The sequence below is a fragment of the Streptomyces sp. NPDC005496 genome, assembly GCF_042872045.1.
GTDB lineage: Bacteria > Actinomycetota > Actinomycetes > Streptomycetales > Streptomycetaceae > Streptomyces.
Map to the genome: position 1 here is coordinate 174226 of NZ_JBIAJQ010000010.1, position 17538 is coordinate 191763.

Sequence of the window (17538 nt, forward strand, 5' to 3'; positions counted from 1 at the left end):
CGGCCCAGGATCCACCTCGGCCGGCCCCGGCGCCTGGAAATGCCTGCGAGAGGGACCCGCCGTCAGTCACCGAGGGCGGGTTTGCCGGCGGTGATGACCAGGGCGGCCTGGTCGTCCTCCACTTCCCGGCCGCCCGTGAAGCCGCGGACGTCCTGGGTCACGGCCCGGACGATGTCGGCTGCGCCCGCCCCGCGCGGGACGGAGGCCATGGCCGCGGCCAGGCGGGCCTCGCCGTACTGCTCGGTGCCGGCGGCCCTGCACTCGGTGATGCCGTCGGTGTACAGCAGCAGGCTCTCTCCGGGGCGGAGTGTGAGACGGCGGGCGGTGAGCCGGAACGGCAGGCCGGTGCCGAGCAGTCCCCCAGGTGCCTCGACGGTGTCGACCACGTGGTCTGCGTCCAGCAGCAGGGGCAACGTGTGGCCGGCTCGCACGAGTTCGACGGCGAGTCCGTCAACGACCGGTGTGAGATGGCCGTAGACGAGGGTGACGAAGCCGCTGTTGTGGTGCGCGTGGCGGTCGTTGAGGGCCTTGTCGACGGCCTTGACGATGTCGACCGGGTCGTCGAGCAGCGAGGCGACGGCGCGGGCGGTGTGGCGGACCAGGGCGGTGGTGGTGGCGGCCATGGCGCCGCGCCCGCAGACGTCGCCGAGGATGAACGCCCAGCTGCCGTCGTCCCGTTGGAAGACGTCGTAGAAGTCGCCGCCGACCTCCAGTCCTTCTCCGGCCGGGTAGTAGAAGGCGGCGAGCTGGGCGCCGGGGACGTCGGGCAGGTCGGGCAGCAGCAGGCCGGTCTGCAGGTCGCGGGCGAGGGCGGCGCGCTGCGTGTACTGACGCGCGTTGCGGGCGGCGGAGGCGGTGCGGCGGGCGAGTTCCTCCGCCAGGGCGATGCGGTGGCCGTCGAAGGAGTGGCCGTCCGTGGACAGCAGGGTGACGGCGCCGAAGGGCCGCCCGCGGTCCATGAGGGGGATGCAGATGTATCCGGTGACGCCCAGTTCGTGCCAGGGGCCGGGGGTGGCGGGGGTGCGGCGTGCCACTTCGGTCAGTCCCGAGTTCAGGACCCGCGTGAGGGCTTCGTCCTGGGCCGGTGAGCGGGCGGCGAGCAGGCTGCGTGCCTCCTCGCTTCGCGCGGCGGTGGCGACCCGCTGTATGCGGCCGGCTTCCAGGATGTCGACGGTGGCCAGTGGGGCCAGTGCCGGGCTCGCCAGGGTTGCCAGGCGTTGCAGTGTCTGTTTCTCGTCCAGCCGGCCGGCCAGGGCGGTGCTGGCGGTCAGCAGGAAGGCGAGGTCGTCGCGGGCGGCCTCTTCCCGTGCGTCGGCTGCCTGCCGGGCCTGTTCGGCGTGGTGGCGCTCGATGGCGAGGGCGGCGGTGTCGGCGAAGACGTGGGCCAGTGCGAGGTCGGTGTCCTGGGGGGCGCGGGGGGTGCGGTGGTACATCGCGAAGGTGCCCAGGAGCCGGCCGTCACGGGCGAGGATCGGTGTCGACCAGCAGGCGGCGAGTCCCGCCCGGCCGGCGAGGTCGCGGAAGTCCTTCCACAGCGGGTCGGTGGCGATGTCGTTGACGATCACGTTCTTGCGCCGGTGTGCGGCGGTGCCGCACGAGCCGACTCCTTCGCCGGTGGCGATGCCGTCGATGGCCTGGTTGCAGAAGTCGGGCAGGCCGGGAGCCGCGCCGTGGCGCAGGTGCCGGCCGTCCTGGTCCGCCAGCAGTACCGAGACGATCACCTCGGGGGTCAGTTCCTGGATCGTCCTGCACATGCCGTCCAGCACGTCCGGCAGCGGTGCCTGGCGGGCGATCTGCTCCAGCAGGGCGCGCTGTTCGGCGGCCAGCCGCTGGGCGTGTTGGACCTGTGTGGTCTCCACGCCCACCATGCGGACGCCGATGACGTTGCCGCCGGCGTCGCGCCGGGCCTCGTAGGTGAAGTCGAAATACGCCTCGTGGGCGTCCTCGCCGACGCCGATGACGGCACGGGTGTCCCGGCCGACGTGCCGCTCCCCCGTCCGGTACACCTGGTCCAGGAGTGCGATGAAGCCCTGGTCGGCCAGCTCGGGCATGAGCTGCACCAGTGGCACGCCGGTGCGTTCGCGCCGTCCGCCTCCGATCGAGGTGAAGAAGGCAGGGTTCGCCGCTTCCAGCACGTGCGCGGGGCCCGTCATGGACGCGAACAGCGCGGTGGACGTCCCGAACAGCAGTGACAGGTCCTGGTCGGTGTCATGGATCCGGCGCACGCCGCTTTCCGCCCGCCGTTCGTGCTCAGCCCTCATGTCGTCCCCGTGCCGGCCGCCTGCCCGGGATGTCGCCGGCCGTCATCGATCGGTGCCGGCGTCGGCGGCGGTGCCGGTGCGGGCGGCCAGCGCGTCGGTGACGGTGGCGTGGACGGGCAGCACCGCAGAAACGCCGGTGACCGTCACCATGCGCATGAGGCGGTCGGGGACGTCCGCGAGGCGGAGCGAGCCGCCCGCCTTCTCCACTTCGAGGAGCAGGGTGATGAAGGCACTGAGCCCGGTCGAGTCGACGAAGTCCACTCCAGGCAGGTCCAGGACCAGGTGCCGAGCGCCCTGTTGCACGAGGTTGCGGACATAGGCGCGCAGGGTGGGCGCCGTATGCAGGTCCACGTCTCCGGTGACGGTGACGACGATGTGGTCGCCGATGTGGCGGGCGCTCATGTCGAGAGTGTCGAACACGTCTGTCATTACTCCTGGCTGGAGGTTTTGGGCTGTGCGCTGGTGGCGTCCTTGCCGCGGGCCGGGGCGGGTGGCGCACCGGTCATGGCTGCGGCGCGCTGTCGGGGCCGTGGACGGTGGCCAGGCCGTCCAGGCCGGAGACGGTGATGACGGGCTCCAGCAGGTCCGTGACGATGAGCTCCAGCCGGGCGGCGTGGGCGAACAGGACGCTCAGCCCGGCGCTGTCGAGATACTCCACCGCCGTCAGATCCACCACGAGGGGCCCCTGGCTGTCCTGGATCGCCTCGGCCAGAAAGCCGGCGTTGCTCATGTCGATCTCGCCGCTGACGGTCAGCCGGGGCGTGCCGTCCGAGCGTCTGCCGGGGGTGATGGTGAGAGGGGCGGTCATCAGACGATCCTCATCTGCATGTCGACGGTGGTGCCGGACGGGCCGGGGGTGAGGGTGACCTGCTGTGCCAGGGCCCGCATGAGGGCCACACCGCGGCCCCGGTGGGGGTTGAGGTCGGGCTGCGGGACCTTCCACCGGCCGCTGTCGGCAACCGTCAGGCGCAGGTTGTCGACGAAGGCCTCGGCGCGCAGCCGCACGGCTTCCCCCGGAGCGTGCCGGTGGCCGTGCTCGATGGCGTTGGCGCACGCTTCCCCGGCGGCGATGAGCACGTTCTGCACGGTGTGCACGGAGACGTCGCACTGGGCGAGCCAGCCGCGCAGCGCCTGGCGGACGGGCGCGAGCTGGGAGGACTCGGCCGGGAAGGTCATCTCCAGTGGTGCCGGGTGGCGGTAGAGGAGCAGCGCGACGTCGTCGTCGTAGCCGCCGTCCGGTGCGAGCCGCGACATCACCTCGGTGGCGAGGTCCTCGACCGGCGTGTCGCGGCCCTCCTGTACGGCTTGGCCGGCCTGGGCGATCCCGGTTCCGAGCGGGCGTCGGCGGCGTTCGACGAGACCGTCGGTGTACAGCAGCAGCGTGCCCCGCGCGGGCAGGGTGCACGCGGCTTCGGGGCGCTGCCTGCCCGGGCGGACGGCCAGGGGCAGGGACCGTCCCTCGTCCAGCAGCAGGGTGGTGCCGTCGGGGTGCGCGAGGATGCCCGGCGGATGCCCGGCGCTGGAATAGGTCAGCTGCCCCGTCGCGGGGTCCAGGACGCCGCAGAACACTGTCGTGCACAGGGCGCCCGGAACGCTGGCGGCGAACTGGTCGAGCGCCATGAGGGTCTTGGAGGGGCTGGTTTCCTGGAGCATCAGCGCGCGGCAGGCGCTGCGCAGCTGCCCCATCACGCTGGCTGCTTCCAGGCCTCTTCCGACGCAGTCTCCGACGACGATGCCCGTGCGCCCGTCCTGCAGGGCCACGGTGTCGTACCAGTCGCCTCCCACTTCCAGCGGCCGGGTCGCGGGCTCGTAGCGCACGGCGAAGCCGGCGGGGAGGGTGGAGGGGCCCAGGATGGCGCGCTGCAGGGCGATGGCGGTCTCTCGCTGCTGGTCGATCTGGTGGGCCCGGACCAGGCCCTGCGCCAGATGGCCGGCCAGCAGGGACAGCAGAAGCTGGTCCTCGGAGGTGAAGGGGCGCTCTTCGCCCAGGTCGATCCATACGGCGAGCGGGCCGTGGGGGTGTTCCAGCAGGACACCGGAACTGGTGCCTTCGACGACCGGGGTGAGCGGGGGCTGCCGGCGCAGTCCGGTCAGTGCGTCCCGGCGCTCGGCGGGCAGGTCCTCCCAGCGCAGGTTTGTGTCGGTGGCCGTGAGGGCCGGTACGTCCCCGCGTTCGAAGACGGCGGCCACCACGCTCCGCGCGCGCCACAGGGTCTTCAGTTCGGCGAGGGCGCCGGACAGTGCCTCGGGCAGACTGGCGGCCCGGGACAGGGACGTGCTCACGGCGGCCAGTGCGCTCTCGCGCTGGACGGCGTAGTGCTCGGCGGTGACGTCACGGAAGGTGCCGACGGTGACCTGGCGTCCGGTGTCGGGGTCCTGGGCCCTGTTGTGGGTGATGGCCACCCACAGCCGGTGGCCGTCGCGGTGGGTGACGGGAACGGTGGAGGAGCCCTGCGTACGTTCCAGCAGGTTGGTGAAGGCGTCACGAACCTGACGGTGGGCGTCGGGGTCGGTGGCGGCGTCGGGCCACCAGGGGTGGAGCGGTGCGTAGGGCAGGTCCTGGGGACCGTAGCCGAGGATGTCGGTGAATGCGGCGTTGATCTCCACGACGGCTCCCGACTCGTCGCAGACGAAGAAGGCCTCCTGGAGGGAGTCGATGAGCGCGGTCCGCCAGCGGACGTGATGGCTGCGCAGCCGGGCCAGTTCGAGGTTGGCGCGCACACGGGCCAGCAGCTCGGCGGCCGCGAAGGGTTTCACCAGGTAGTCGTCGGCGCCCGCCTGCAGTCCCTCGATCGATTCCTCCTGCCCGGCCCTGGCCGACAGCAGCAGTACGGGTACCGAGGCCGTACGCGGGTCCTTGCGCAGTCGCGCCACCAGTTCCAGCCCGTCCAGCCGGGGCATCATCACGTCGCTGACGACGAGGTCGGGGGTGTCGCGGCGGATGGAGTGGAGGGCCTGGGCGCCGTCGGTGACGGTGGTGACCTCGTATCCCGCTTTGGCCAGGATGCGGGTGAGGTACTCGCGCATGTCGGCGTTGTCGTCGGCCACCAGCACCCGGGCGTGGGCACCGGGGTGCGGGTCGGGCGCGGTGACGTCCGCCTCGGCCTGTTCCCTGGTGTCCTGCGCCGCGGTGGCCCTCTCGCTCGCCGGCAGCCAGCGCAGGGCCTCCTGGACGTAGGGGTCGGCGGTGGCGGATGCCGTGGCGGGGCCCGTGGCCGTGGCCACGGACTCGGGTGCCAGATGAGCCGTCCCGAGCGGCAGCCGGACGGTGAAGGCGGTGCCTTCGCCCTCCGTGCTCTCGGCCGTGATCGTTCCGCCGTGCATGGCGACGAGTTCTTGCACCAGGGCCAGCCCGATGCCGCTGCCCTCGTTCGAACGGGACCGGGCGTTCTCTATGCGGTGGAACCGTTCGAACAGCCGGGGCATCTCCGATTCCGGCACGCCGATCCCGGTGTCGGCGACGGTGACCAGGGCGTGTGCGCCCTCGCCGCGCACGCTCACCCGGATCGCACCGTCGAAGGTGAACTTGAGCGCGTTGCTCAGCAGGTTGAGGATCACCTTCTCCCACATGCCGCGGTCGACGTACACCGGCTCGTCCAGGGGCGGGCAGGACACGTCGAAGGCGAGCCCGGCCTTCTCCACGGCCGAGCGGAACACGCTGGCCAGTTCCGCGGTGACGGCGGCCAGGTCGACCGGCTCGTAGCGGGCCTGTGTGCGGCCCGCCTCGATGCGGGAGAAGTCCAGCAGTGTGTTGACCAGCTTGCCCAGCCGCAGCCCGTTGCGGTGGATGACGTCGAGTTCCTCCCGTACGTGGTCGTCGCCGGCGAACTGGGTGCGGAGCTCGCCGAGGGGGCCCATGATCAGGGTCAGCGGGGTACGGAACTCGTGGCTGATGTTGGAGAAGAAGGTGGTCTTGGCGCGGTCCAGTTCGGCGAGCTCCTCGGCCCGCCGCTGCTGCGCCTCGTAGCTGCGTGCGCTGCCGATGCCGGAGGCGATGTGTCCCGCGGTCAGCTCGACGAAACCCCGGTAGCTCTCGTCCAGCACGCGGTAGCGGTTCAGTGCCGCCACGCAGAAGCCGTACGGGGCGGCGCCCTGCTGCAGCAGCGGGACCACGAGCGCCTGCGCGGGCGGTTCGGGCCAGTCGCCGCGGGGCAGGTCCGCGAAGGCGTCGCCGGCGAGCGGGACCAGGACGCTCTCCCCCTTGCTGAGCGCGGCGACGGGCCACAGCGCGGCGGGGTCGTCGAGGGGCAGGGTGAGCGGTGCGGCCGGATGGCCCGCGTCGATGCCGGCCGCGCCGGCGAGCCGCGCGGTGGCGCCGTCGAAGAGATAGGTGAGGGTGAAGGGCAGGTCCCTGCGGTTGCGGACGAGCTGCCGGTCCACGAAGGCCAGCACCTCCTGCTCGGTGCGGATCACACTGGGGTCCGAACCCAGGTCCCGCAGGGTGGCCATGCGCCGCTCACCGATCACCCGGTCGGTGTCCTCACTGACCACGCACAGCATGCCCACCACGTCGCGGGCCTCGTCGCGCAGCGGGCTGTAGGAGAAGGTGTGGTACGTCTCCTCGCTGTAGCCGGAGCGCTCCAGGAACAGCAGCAGCCCTTCGTCCCAAGTGGCTTCACCCGTGCTGAGCACGGCTTCGATGCGCGGGCCGATGTCGTCCCAGATCTCCGCCCACACCTCGTTCGCGGGGCGGCCCAGCGCCCACGGGTATTTGCGGCCGAGGGTGTCACGCCGGTAGGCGGCGTTGCAGAAGAAGGTCAGCTGCTCGCCCCAGGCCATCCACATGGGAAACCGGGAGGACAGCAGAATGCTGACGGCTGTCTGCAGGCTCTGCGGCCACGTCCGTGGTGGGCCCAGGGGCGTGGCCGCCCAGTCCACCGCGGCGAGATCCGCGCCCACCTCACGGTCGGCGGCGAACACGTCACCGCCGGCCGTGGTCGCCTCCGGTCCGTGACCGGCCTTGTCCCCACGCTCCACGCGATACCCGTCCCCTCATGCCGGCTCCGCCCCACGGCCCCTGTTGTGCCGAACACGCACCCGGACGTCCTTCGCGGCCGCGTGCCTATGCCTGTCTGCCCCGTAACCGTAGTCCGACGCCCCGACGAACCGTCCGTTTTCGCAGGCCGAGGGCTTTTTCCGGTCCAGGCCGACATTCCCCCAGGCAAGCGGGATGATCCGGTACCGGGGGCGGCGGATGGTCCGAGGCGCTGGTCTGGCTGAAGGGCATGGATACGCGACACGATCGTTTCTTGTCGCGCGCGGGCACGCCGCGTCCGCGCAGGTAGTCGGCCGTCGCGTCCGCCTCGGAGCGGACCTCGTCGTCGCCTTGGCCGCCCGAGACGACGAACACATGCGAGGCGTGTCCGGTGCGCGGGTGGCGTCGATCGCGAGGGTGCGCTCCAGCCTGCTGGTCAGCAGCGGGCCGGGCCGGCCGCCGTCGAGCCCGGCGCCCAGGACGACGACATGGGTGGTTCCGCCGGGCAGCGGACAACTCATGCCCCTGCACCCTTAATCTGCGCGGCGCCCGATCGGTAACATGCGGACATGGCGACAAGTCTGGGCGAGGGTGATGGTTGCGAACTTCCCGCGACCGCTGTCTGCTGGCTCACCGACGACCCGCAACCAGGCCTGGTTCTGGTGGAGTTCGCCGATGTTTATGACCGTCCTCACCAACTGGTGGGCAAGACGGCCTACTTCGGCGGAGAGCTGTGGTCGTCCTCCTCCTATCCGTGCCCGACCAGTATCCAGTGCACGATCGAGGAGGTCGTTGACGGAGTCGCCACGGTGAGCACGTGGTGGTTGTCGGGCGGCCCCGACGACACACGTTTCGTCTTCGACGTCTGGTTGGACATTCTGAGGCCGACTACCGACGTCTGACGTGTCGGGTCTGGTGAAAGACCTCCTCAAGGGGCCGGAGTGCGCCAAGTCGGCCGGTGCGCGGCGGGAGATGGGACCGCGTCTGGGCGAGGAACCGCCGGACTGTTCGCGCCGCGACCTGCTGCTCAAGATCAAGGTGAAGCCCGTACGAGGCGGCCGTCAGAACCAGTCAGAGGGCAGGCAGGCCGGTCCCCGGTTGGTCACGGCCCGTCATACTTGCGGCCAGTAGGTCGTCCCCGGGCTCTGACCAGGCTGGTGCGGGGGCGTGCGACGGGGACCCGGGCAGTCGCGCGAGGCGAATGCGCCGGGCCCCTGAGGGGGCGTGGGGTGAGCGTGAATGCGTGACGTGGGGCCGGCCACGGCCGGGCAGGGGGAGCACGATTGGGGCGGGGAGGCCGGCGAACCCGCCATCGGGGGGTTCGGGCCGCTGCTGGCGGCGTGGCGTGCCCGGGCGGGGATGAGTCAGGAGCAGTTGTCCCACGCGTCGGGGGTGAGCGTGCGTGGGCTGAGGGATCTGGAGCGTGGCCGTTCCCGGGGACCGCAGCGGCGCACTGTGGAGGCGCTGGCCGCCGCGCTGGAGCTCGACGCCGCCGGTGCACGGGAGTTGGAGCGGGCCGCGAGCCTGGGCCGCCCCCGCCCTTGTACCGGGCGGGCCAAGGCGTCGGCCAACGGGCGGAGCGCTGCTGCACCTGGCGACGTGTCGGGTACGGGGCCGGCCAGCGGGCCCCGTACGGAGTCGTGCGGGGTGCCGGTCGTGCCGCACGCCCTCGCACTCCCCCGTGATTTGCGTGACTTCACCGCCCGTGGTCCGGTCCTGGCCCGGTTGCTGGAGCTGGCGGACGAACTCGACCCGGCGCATCCGCCGGTCGCGGTGATCTGCGGACAACCGGGCCTGGGCAAGACCGCGTTCGCCGTCCACGCCGCCCACCAGATGGCGTCCTGCTTCCCTGACGGGCAGTTCGCCGTGGACCTGCGCGGCATGGACCCCAGCCCCGCTTCCGCGCGTGACGCCCTCGCCCGGCTGCTGCGGGCACTGGGGGTGGCCGATGACGCCGTGCCGGCCGGTACCGAGGACCGCAGCGGTCTGCTGCGGTCCGTGCTGCACGAGCGCAGGGTGCTGCTGTTGCTGGACAACGCCGCCGACGAGGAACAGGTACGTCCGCTGCTGCCCGCCCACGGCCCCTCGCTCACCCTGGTCACCAGCCGTCACAGCCTGGCCGGTCTGGAAGCGGTCCACCGCACCGAACTGGGCTTGCTGCGCCGCGAGGAAGCTGTCGACCTGTTGACCCGTATCGTCGGGCCCGAGCGGGTGCGGCGGGAGGGCCAGGCAGCCCGTGATCTCGTGGAGCTGTGCGGGCACCTGCCGTTGGCCGTCCGTATCGCCGGGCAGCGGCTGGCGGCCCGACCGGGCGAGAGCATCGCCAAGCTGGTAGGCCAACTGTCTTTGGTGGAGGCCCGTTTGGACACCCTGCGCGCGGGATCCCTCCAGGTGCGGGCAGCCTTCGCCGTGTCCTACCGGCAGTTGAACCCGCCTGCCCGTTTCGTCTTTCGCCGTGCCTCGCTCGCCGCCCGGCCCGACTTCAGCCCCGAGACCGTGGCGCTGCTGGCAAACGTGTCCGCCCGTCAGGCCGCGCGGTGTGTGCAGGACCTGTCGGACGCCGGGCTGCTCCAGCCGCACCCCGGCGCCGAGCGCTACCGCTTCCACGATCTGCTCGCCCTGTTCGCGGGCGAGCAGGTCTCCGAGGAGGACGACCCGGCGCGGATCACCGCCGCCTTGGACCGCGCCGACCGGTGGATACTGCGCCGGGCGAGCGCTGCCGCTCTGCTCTTCGACGTCGGGGACCGTGCGGGCACCAGGTGTGCGGATCCCGATCCGGCCACCGCGCCCACCGACCGGGAGGCGGCCCACGCCTGGCTCGAAGCGGAGCGGGCCCAATGGCTCGCGGCCCTGGGCCGGGCTCAGGCGGCCGGCCGGCACCGGGAGGTCGTCGAGGTGGCCGAGGCAATGCACTGGTTCTCCGACCGCACCCTGCACTGGGAGCTGTGGACCGAGGTGTTCCAGCGGGGCGTGGACTGCGCGCGGGCACTGGGCAGCAGGCGGGACGAGGCCATCCAGCTCAACTACCTTGCCTGGTCCTACAACAAGTGCCTGCACGACCACACCTCGGCCCTGGCCACGGCCGAGGCGGCACTGGCTGTGGCGCGCGAGCTCGGCGACCGGCTGCAGACCGGATGGGCGCTGAACTACGCGGCCGAAGCACTCCACCGGTTCGGCCGCTTCGAGGAGTCCATCGCCCGCCTCCACGAAGCTGCCGAGCAGCTTCGCGACCGCAGCGACCCCCTCAGCCGCCTGGCGGAACTGACCACCCTCAACACGCTGGGCCGCCAGTTGCGCCAGGTCGGCCGCGCCGACGAGGCTCTGCTGATGCACCGGCGCAGCGAGGTTCTCTGCGGAGTGGGTGCGCGGGGCGAGTCCCAGGACCTCATCGGCCTGTATCTCGCCTCGTGCAGGCAGCACATCGGCAACGACCTGGCGACGCTGGGCCGTTGGGAGGAGGCCGAGGCCCCACTGCGTTTCGCGGTGGCCCGGTTCGAGGCGGCGCTGATGCCGGCGTGGTGTGAACCGGCGCGTCTGGACCTGGGCCGTGTGTTGCGCCGGCTGGGTCGTCACCGCGAGGCGCGGGAGGTCCTGACCCTCGCGCGTGAGGCCCTCGCCCGGCTGAACCACCCCCGCCACGGCGAGGCCACTGCCGAACTGCGCGACCTCGACGGGCCGGGGCATCGGGCGACTTCCCGGTGAAGGTACCTAGTGACGGATGCGTCCGGGCCGGTACGTCGAGGGGAGGGTGAACACGAACTCGCGGGGGTCCTCGTGGGCGCTCTCCATCTTCGCCGGCACGCTGTGGTAGCCGAGCGCGTAGAGGTTACGGTCAGGAGCCCAGGTGTTGTAGCAGTAGATCGCCTTGCGCTTGAGCGCCATGTGGGCCGGGGGGATGTTCAGTACGTAGGCGGCGCCGTCGGCCCGCCGGCTCCTGGGCTTGTCGTAGGCGTAGACGTAGTTGAAGCGCACGTCCTTCAGCACACCCTCCTGGATGAGGAAGTACGCGGCGTCCGCGAGCGCCTTGTGGGTGTCGGTCTCCTCCAGCCAGCCGGCGGTGAACTTGTGCGAGGCTCCGGGATACTGCTCCGCGAGCGCCTTGACCTTCGCCTTGACCGACTTCACGAACCGGTTGTAGGCGTCCACGGAGCTGTACGGGGAGTCCGGGAGCTTGAAGTTGATGACCTTGTCCACGCCGAGTGCCTTGGCGGAGGCCATGAACTCGGCGGTACGGGCGGGCACGATCATGCTGGTCCCGTCCGTCGGCCACGACAGGCCGTGGTGGCCGCCGGCGGCGCACGGGTGACGTGAGTCCTCGGTGGTCAACGGGCACGGGTCCTGGTTCATCCTCGTCGCCAGCTGGTCGTTCTCGCCCTTGGACACCAGCACCAGGTAGACGGGCCGGCCGGCGGCCTTGTGCTCCAGGATGGAACCCGCCAGGCCCAGAGCCTCGTCGTCCTGGTGCGGGGAGTAGAAAATGGCCGGAGCCGGCGCCGCCGAGGCTCGCGCCGGCGACCACAGTGTGCTGCCCGCCACCGCCGCGCCCGTCAGCGCACCGGCCGCCAGCACCTGGCGCCTGCTCAGCTGCTCCCCGTCGCCCATCGCCATGTCCGTCCTCTTCTCTGCATCGGGTCCGGTGTCGGGCCCGCCGGCAGAGCGCCTTCACGGCACGGTGCCCGGCAGGGCCCTTGCAGCCAGTCGACCATCGGCATGCCCGGCGTCCCAGGCAGTTGCTGCGGCAGAAGTACGCGCCGTCCTACTTCTGCCGGTCCCCAGTCCGGTTCTCCGGCGCAGGCCACGACTTCGGGCGCGCCGGATGGTCAGGCGGGCTGGACCTGGTCGAAGAGGGCAAGGGCTTGGGCGGGGTCCGGGCTCACGAGGCGTTCCAGACCGGCCGTCGTGATTTCTGCCCACTTGCCGGCCCGGGCCCACATCCGTTCCTCGAAGGCGCGGACGGCCTCGTCCACGTCTTCGGGGCCGGTGGCGATGGACTCGGCGAGTTCGGCGCCGTCCAGCATCGCGAGGTTCGCTCCCGCCCCGAGTGGGGGCATCAGGTGGGCGGCGTCGCCCAGGAGCGTCAGTCCGGGGACGTGGTCCCAGGTGTGGGCCACGGGCAGGACGTAGAGGGGGCGGTGGACGAAAGAGGTGCCGTGGCGCAGCAGGTCGAGGACCGGAGCGGCCCAGCCGTCGAAGAGGGCCAGCAGGCGCGAGCGCACGGCCTCGGTGTCGGACAGGTCGAGGTCCGGGTCCGTGTGCCAGTCCAGCGGTGCACGGAACTGGGCGTACACCTTGACGTGGCCGCCGCTGTTGCGCTGGGCGACGAGACCACGGTTGACGCCGTACGCTGCCACGGAGCCGTCGCCGATCAGCCGGGCGAGGTCGGGGTGGCGGGTGTCGACGTCGTCCAGGGATGTCTCGAGATACGTGACGCCGGTGTAGTGCGGTGTCACGGGTGAGAGTGCCGGGCGGACCCGGGACCAGGCGCCGTCCGCGCCGACCACGAGGTCGAACGTCTCCTGTCGCCCGTCCATGAACTGGACCAGTACGCCGTCCCGGACTCCGGGCACCACCTGCTTCACGCCCCTCCCCCACTGGACGTCCAGGGGGCCGAGCAGCAGGTCACGGAGTTGCCCGCGGTCGATCTCGGGATTGGCCCGGTCACCGGGACGCGGCCGCCAGTCGCGCAGGACGGTCCCGTCCGTGTCCAGGATGCGCATGGCCTGCCCCTCGGGACGAGACAGCTCCTGGAACTGCGGCAGCAACCCCGCCTTGTCCAGGGCGAGTTGCCCCAGCCCTTCGTGCAGGTCGAGCGTGCCGCCCGGCGGGCGGGCGTCCGGGGACGGGTCACGTTCCAGGACGGTGACCGGGTGGCCATGGCGGTGCAGGACACGGGCGAAGGCAAGGCCCGCGGGCCCGCTCCCGACCACGGCGATTCGATGTCTCATGTCGATACACTGTATTGCTCGATTACGGTGCATCGCAACGGTACGGTGGGACCCATGACTGTCTGGGACCGTCCGGAGCCGCCGCCCCGCCCCGTGCCACTCGACCGGGAGCGGATCGTCGCCGCCGCCATCGCGCTGGCCGACGAGGGCGGCCTCGACGCGGTGTCGGTGCGCAAGGTCGCCGCCCGCCTGAACGCCGGCCCGATGCGGCTGTACGGATACATCTCCACCAAGGAAGAGCTGTTCGACCTCATGGTGGACGAGGTCTACGCCGAGATCCTGCCCGAAGAGCGGCCCGATGACTGGCGGGAGGCACTGCGCATCCTCGCCCACCGCACCAGGCAGGCCGCCCTGCGCCATGAATGGTTGGCCGACCTGCTCGGCGGCCGCCCGGCCCTGGGTCCGCACGGCCTCGCCGTGGGCGAGGCCACGCTGTCCGCCCTGGACGGCCTCGCCGACATCGACACCGTCATGCGCGCCGTGGAGACCGTCGGCGCCTATTACACCGGCGCGATCAGGCGCGAGATCGCGAACCTGCGGGCCGAGCGCGCCACGGGCCTGTCCAAGCACGAATGGCAGCGCGCCCTGGGCCCGCATCTGACGAAAATGCTGGCCACGGGCCGCTTCCCAGCGCTGGCCAAGGCCGTGTACGACGGCACGGACGTGGACGCCGAGACATCCTTCGCGACCGGCCTGGACTGGGTCCTGGACGCGGTGGCCGTCAAACTCACCACCCCGCCGATGTGACGCTTTGCCCGAGCCCTCGGGTCGTGGGCACGGTGCAGGTAGTCGTTCTTCCCCTGCGGGCCCGCGGTCGAGAGGAACCACGAAACGTCACCTGGTATCGCTGGTACCGTGGATACCATGCCGGATTCCAAAACAGCGATGAGCCTGCGCTTTCCCGACCCTGCGCAGCGGGCTGCTATCGCGGCCGCCGCCAAGCAGGCAGGTGTCAGCATGCAGGAGTACATTCTCTCCGCCGCCTACGACCGCGCGACTGCGGTGGAGCGGCGCTTCCTGGCCGGCTTCCAGGAATCCATGGCCCGTAGTGGCGCGGCCTTCGCGGCCGAGCCCGGCAGCCTGGATCCCACCGCCGAGCAGCGGGCGGCAGAGCAGGAAGCGCAGCGAGAACTCGGGCAGCAGGGGCGAGGCCACGCCGCGTGACCCAGCCGGAACCGCTCCACCCACTCGACGTCACCTTCCTGCTGCATGCCGCCGAGCTCCTCGATGGCGATCCGCAGGTTGACGACTACGGACCGCTCTACGCCGCTGTCGCACGAGTCAATGCCGGCGCGATGGAGCGTGACATCTACGGATCCCTGCATCTCAAGGCCGCTGCGCTGCTGCAGACCCTGGCGAAACTGCCGTGCCTGGAGCACTCCAACGAACGCTTCGCCTGGCATGCGACCGAGGCCTATCTAATCCTCAACGGGCGTGGACTCGACTACCCGCCCAAAGCGGCCGTTGCGCTCGTACGGGACGCGGCCTCGGGAGCGCTCGGCGTCGCCCGGATCGCACGCCAGTTGCGCGAGTGGACCGTCGTCTGATCCTGATATGCCGTACGACGCGTCACCGCAGGCCATCCTGGTGTTGGTGCCAAGTCTTTTTCAGGCTGCTTTCGTGGGTCGCGTCCCGATACGTAGAAGACCGCCGCCTCGAACGAGGCGGCGGTCGGTCTCGCGTCGTTCCCGCTCCGGGCAAGATCCGTGTGCATACGGATCTTGGCCCCCCGGAGGGAAGTTGGCTGCTCAGTAAGGCAAGAGGCAGCCCAGGAAGTTACTGCACTACGACGTGGTCTTCGGCCGAAGTCGACGGCCCGGTGGTGGTGTTGCCGTAGTACGCCCAGCGCCACGTGCCCGTCTTGGACGCCTTCACGGTCGTCTTGAGGTCACCTGTTCCGTTCGCGTACACCTTCTTCACCGTGGTGTAGGAGGTGGCTCCGGACGCCTTGAACTGCAGGCTCACCAGGCGGCCTTCGTAGGAGGCGTACTTTCTCGTCTCCCAGTTGGCCCGTGTGATCTTTCCGGTCACGGTGATGGTGCTGCCCTGGGTCACCGGCTCGGGTGAGGCGTTCACGGTCAGACGGGAGTTGCGCTTGACGTAGACCGTGAGGTCCTCATCGTCGGTGTCACCGCCGCCGCCCTGGTAGTACACCTCGGCCGCGACCTTCCAGGCGCCGGCCTCGCTGTTGTGCATGTCCCACACGCTCGGGTCGAAGAACATCGTCTCGTTGAAGTCGCAGACGCCTGAGCTCACCCTGACGCAGTCGCTCGTCTCGACGGCGTGCCACAGCCGATCGCCCGTACTGCCGCGGTATAGGAACACCGCCGGCCACTTCCACTGGTGGGTGGTCGCCATCCTGAAGGAGGTCGGTGCCGCTACCTCGTTCGACACCCCGATCACGATCGGCTTGCCGTGGTTCACCTGGACGCGGGTGAACGAGGCCCCGCCCTCGGCCGCTCCGGCCGGTGCCGCTGCCACGCCGGTGAGCATCGCGGCCGCGCCGGCGGCCACGACAGCTCTCCAGAGCTTCTTCCCCACTTGATCCCCGATCTCTGTACCGATGGACGCCGGAGACTCGTCCTCCGGCGCGTTCTTCAGACAGCCGGCCTCCACACTGAGTTGCACACTCGCTGATCACGATCGGGCATCAGAGGGCGGCAAGAACAGTAGGAGCCAATGTGATCGCAGCGGGGAACGGTGACTGTCAGACCCAGGTGGCAGCATCGTCGAAGTGAGCGCCCTGAGGCGTTCTCAACTCACCTCCGTAGCATACGAAGAGGAGCATTCTCCTTGCGCCTGCATCACGTAGCGCCCGGCATCGCCGCGGGCATCCTCGCCCCGGCCCTCCTGCTCGCCACCCCGTCCTTCGCCGCCCCGGCGGCACCGACCGCGGTGGCGGTGGCCACGGTGTCCTCGTCCGCGGACGAGCCGGACGCCGACGACCTGAGGGTGGCCATAGCCCGGATCCTCGCCGACCCCGACAGCGGCCGGCGTGTGACACGGGAAGCCAACGCCCTTCTGGACGCCAACGACCCCGAGGCGATGCGCGCCTGGCTGGAGACCGGCTACCGGATCGCCCAGGCCGAGGACGACCGCGTCGCCATCGCCCGCATCCTCGCCGACCCGTCCATCAGCCCGGCCCTGCGCGCGGCGGCCAACGCCGCCCTCGACGACGGCACACCCGAAGCACTGCGCCACTTCCTGGAAGTCGGCAGGTACCAGGTCGCCTGACCGGCACTCGCCGCACCACAGCATGTCGCCCGGGTGACACCCACTGCCGCACGCCTGGTCGCCGCAGCGCCGAGATTCCGGGCGGGGCCGTCTGCACCTCTGTTGTGCGGGCGGCCTCGCCCGGCAGGTCCTGTGCAAGAGCTCGGCGCCCTCCGCCGAGCTCTGTGGTCTCGTCGCCCGGTGCGGCATGGGCCACTGAGACCTCCGACAACGGAAAGCACGTTCTTCGATGAGCACACGCCCCCTGCGTACCGAGCGCAGCAGTCCGCGGACCGCTTGCGTCGTGACCGACCTGCCGTTCACGCCTCAGCTCGTCAAAGCGGTGTTCAGGGACGTGACCTCGCTGCACGTCTCACGGCCGGCCGCGTGGGCCGCCGCGTCGGTGACACGGACCGTACTGACGGAGATCATCGACGGCGCGAGAAGCGCGGCGGCCGAGGAGGCCAGGAAGAGGCTGATCCCCAAGGACCTCATCTCGGCGATCGACCGGAACGTCGAGGTGGAGGTGGGATCGGCGTGGTACCTGCACAGCCCGACCTTCCACGGCCTGCTGGGCGAGGTGCGCAACGCCGATGGTGCGCTCGTGTCTCTTCGTGAGCGCCGCGGGGCGCGCACACCGAGCGGTGTGGCCGGCGCCCACCGGTTCGAAAGCGGGGTGAGAAGGCTGCTGGGGAGCCGGGGGGTGAGGGCGGTCCCGGCGATGGTCCGCGACCTGGACGGAATCGCGAGCGTGTTCCTGACGGCCCTGGCCCAGGACGCGGCCAACGTCGTCCGCGAGGGCGGGGTCAAGCGGTTCGGGACGGTCAGTCTGGTGGTGCCGGGCGAGCCGGCCCCGGCCCCGCTGCTCACGGACCCCCTCCTCGCCCTGTCCACCCGCCGCGGGGACGGGCGGACTATCGGCGGAAACGACGTCCTGGCCGCCGTCACGATGCAGCTGTTCGGCGATCTCAGACAACGCGCCATCACCGAGGCAGCCGAGATCACGCGGAACACGTCGGCCAACTGAAGATCGCTCGCAAAGGCACAGCCCACGGCTCCGGCCTGAGCCGCACCCGCTGGGTCGTCGAGCGGACCTTCTCCTGGCTCCACCAGTCCAAGCGCCTCCCGTACCGCGCGGCATCCC

14 protein-coding genes and 1 pseudogene are annotated in these 17538 nt (G+C 71.0%); 8 read left to right on the forward strand and 7 right to left on the reverse strand.

Features of this window, described 5'->3' with window-relative positions:
• Nucleotides 1-62: 62 nt before the first annotated feature.
• The 4 genes from ACFYQQ_RS28950 to ACFYQQ_RS28965 form a co-directional block, all read right to left on the reverse strand.
• Nucleotides 63-2225 carry a SpoIIE family protein phosphatase gene (locus ACFYQQ_RS28950; protein WP_388905591.1) on the reverse strand — a complete coding sequence of 721 codons (2163 nt, stop codon included), beginning with the start codon at nt 2223-2225 and terminating at the stop codon, nt 63-65.
• 78 nt (nt 2226-2303) lie between these two features.
• Nucleotides 2304-2690 (reverse strand): STAS domain-containing protein, encoded by a 387-nt coding sequence (locus tag ACFYQQ_RS28955; protein ID WP_355781048.1) that lies wholly within the window; start codon nt 2688-2690, stop codon nt 2304-2306.
• 73 nt (nt 2691-2763) lie between these two features.
• Nucleotides 2764-3069 carry an STAS domain-containing protein gene (locus tag ACFYQQ_RS28960; protein ID WP_355781051.1) on the reverse strand — a complete coding sequence of 102 codons (306 nt, stop codon included), beginning with the start codon at nt 3067-3069 and terminating at the stop codon, nt 2764-2766.
• Nucleotides 3069-7238, reverse strand: a complete 4170-nt coding sequence (locus tag ACFYQQ_RS28965; protein ID WP_356240191.1) for a SpoIIE family protein phosphatase — start codon at nt 7236-7238, stop codon at nt 3069-3071. The genes ACFYQQ_RS28960 and ACFYQQ_RS28965 overlap by 1 nt, the downstream gene beginning before the upstream one ends.
• A gap of 567 nt (nt 7239-7805) precedes the next feature.
• Here ACFYQQ_RS28965 and ACFYQQ_RS28970 point away from each other — a divergent pair.
• Nucleotides 7806-8138: a hypothetical protein gene (locus tag ACFYQQ_RS28970; RefSeq protein ID WP_356240194.1), complete on the forward strand. Its 333-nt coding sequence runs from the start codon at nt 7806-7808 to the stop codon at nt 8136-8138.
• A 337-nt stretch (nt 8139-8475) separates the two neighbouring features.
• Nucleotides 8476-10938, forward strand: a complete 2463-nt coding sequence (locus ACFYQQ_RS28975; protein ID WP_355783090.1) for an NB-ARC domain-containing protein — start codon at nt 8476-8478, stop codon at nt 10936-10938.
• 6 nt (nt 10939-10944) lie between these two features.
• Here the strand turns inward: ACFYQQ_RS28975 and ACFYQQ_RS28980 are convergent, their stop codons facing one another.
• The gene (locus ACFYQQ_RS28980; RefSeq protein WP_355783087.1) at nt 10945-11844 is read right to left on the reverse strand and encodes a PIG-L family deacetylase; all 900 of its coding nucleotides are present in this window, start codon (nt 11842-11844) and stop codon (nt 10945-10947) included.
• Nucleotides 11845-12056: 212 nt separating this feature from the next.
• Nucleotides 12057-13181, reverse strand: a complete 1125-nt coding sequence (locus tag ACFYQQ_RS28985) for an NAD(P)/FAD-dependent oxidoreductase (protein WP_355783085.1) — start codon at nt 13179-13181, stop codon at nt 12057-12059.
• Nucleotides 13182-13235: 54 nt separating this feature from the next.
• On the opposite strand from ACFYQQ_RS28985, the gene ACFYQQ_RS28990 reads away from it, so the two are divergent.
• The 3 genes from ACFYQQ_RS28990 (at nt 13236) to ACFYQQ_RS29000 (ending at nt 14728) form a co-directional block, all read left to right on the forward strand.
• Entirely contained in the window at nt 13236-13928 is a 693-nt protein-coding gene (locus ACFYQQ_RS28990; protein ID WP_355783082.1) for a TetR/AcrR family transcriptional regulator C-terminal domain-containing protein, read from the forward strand.
• A gap of 117 nt (nt 13929-14045) precedes the next feature.
• Nucleotides 14046-14345: a DUF1778 domain-containing protein gene (locus tag ACFYQQ_RS28995; RefSeq protein ID WP_355783079.1), complete on the forward strand. Its 300-nt coding sequence runs from the start codon at nt 14046-14048 to the stop codon at nt 14343-14345.
• A complete protein-coding gene (locus ACFYQQ_RS29000) occupies nt 14342-14728 on the forward strand; it encodes a fic family toxin-antitoxin system, toxin component (RefSeq protein WP_355783077.1) in 387 nt (128 codons plus the stop codon). The genes ACFYQQ_RS28995 and ACFYQQ_RS29000 overlap by 4 nt, the downstream gene beginning before the upstream one ends.
• Nucleotides 14729-14957: 229 nt before the next feature.
• Here the strand turns inward: ACFYQQ_RS29000 and ACFYQQ_RS29005 are convergent, their stop codons facing one another.
• Nucleotides 14958-15722 carry a hypothetical protein gene (locus tag ACFYQQ_RS29005; protein WP_355783075.1) on the reverse strand — a complete coding sequence of 255 codons (765 nt, stop codon included), beginning with the start codon at nt 15720-15722 and terminating at the stop codon, nt 14958-14960.
• A 252-nt stretch (nt 15723-15974) separates the two neighbouring features.
• Here ACFYQQ_RS29005 and ACFYQQ_RS29010 point away from each other — a divergent pair, with 252 nt between their 5' ends.
• From ACFYQQ_RS29010 to ACFYQQ_RS29020, 3 genes and pseudogenes are all read left to right on the forward strand, one after another.
• Nucleotides 15975-16415, forward strand: a complete 441-nt coding sequence (locus ACFYQQ_RS29010) for an ALF repeat-containing protein (RefSeq protein ID WP_355783072.1) — start codon at nt 15975-15977, stop codon at nt 16413-16415.
• 229 nt (nt 16416-16644) lie between these two features.
• Nucleotides 16645-17421, forward strand: a complete 777-nt coding sequence (locus ACFYQQ_RS29015) for a hypothetical protein (protein ID WP_355783069.1) — start codon at nt 16645-16647, stop codon at nt 17419-17421.
• Between the two features lie 2 nt (nt 17422-17423).
• Nucleotides 17424-17528 (forward strand): annotated as a pseudogene (locus tag ACFYQQ_RS29020) (IS5/IS1182 family transposase); the annotation flags it as partial.
• Nucleotides 17529-17538: the final 10 nt, after the last annotated feature.

Bases quoted from the DNA above. Each gene is read 5' to 3' on its own strand.
- ACFYQQ_RS28955 (WP_355781048.1), bottom strand. From the start codon at position 2,690: ATGACAGACGTGTTCGACACTCTCGACATGAGCGCCCGCCACATCGGC.
- ACFYQQ_RS28960 (WP_355781051.1), bottom strand. From the start codon at position 3,069: ATGACCGCCCCTCTCACCATCACCCCCGGCAGACGCTCGGACGGCACG.
- ACFYQQ_RS28970 (WP_356240194.1), top strand. From the start codon at position 7,806: ATGGCGACAAGTCTGGGCGAGGGTGATGGTTGCGAACTTCCCGCGACC.
- ACFYQQ_RS28975 (WP_355783090.1), top strand. From the start codon at position 8,476: ATGCGTGACGTGGGGCCGGCCACGGCCGGGCAGGGGGAGCACGATTGG.
- ACFYQQ_RS28980 (WP_355783087.1), bottom strand. From the start codon at position 11,844: ATGGCGATGGGCGACGGGGAGCAGCTGAGCAGGCGCCAGGTGCTGGCG.
- ACFYQQ_RS28985 (WP_355783085.1), bottom strand. From the start codon at position 13,181: ATGAGACATCGAATCGCCGTGGTCGGGAGCGGGCCCGCGGGCCTTGCC.
- ACFYQQ_RS28990 (WP_355783082.1), top strand. From the start codon at position 13,236: ATGACTGTCTGGGACCGTCCGGAGCCGCCGCCCCGCCCCGTGCCACTC.
- ACFYQQ_RS28995 (WP_355783079.1), top strand. From the start codon at position 14,046: ATGCCGGATTCCAAAACAGCGATGAGCCTGCGCTTTCCCGACCCTGCG.
- ACFYQQ_RS29015 (WP_355783069.1), top strand. From the start codon at position 16,645: ATGAGCACACGCCCCCTGCGTACCGAGCGCAGCAGTCCGCGGACCGCT.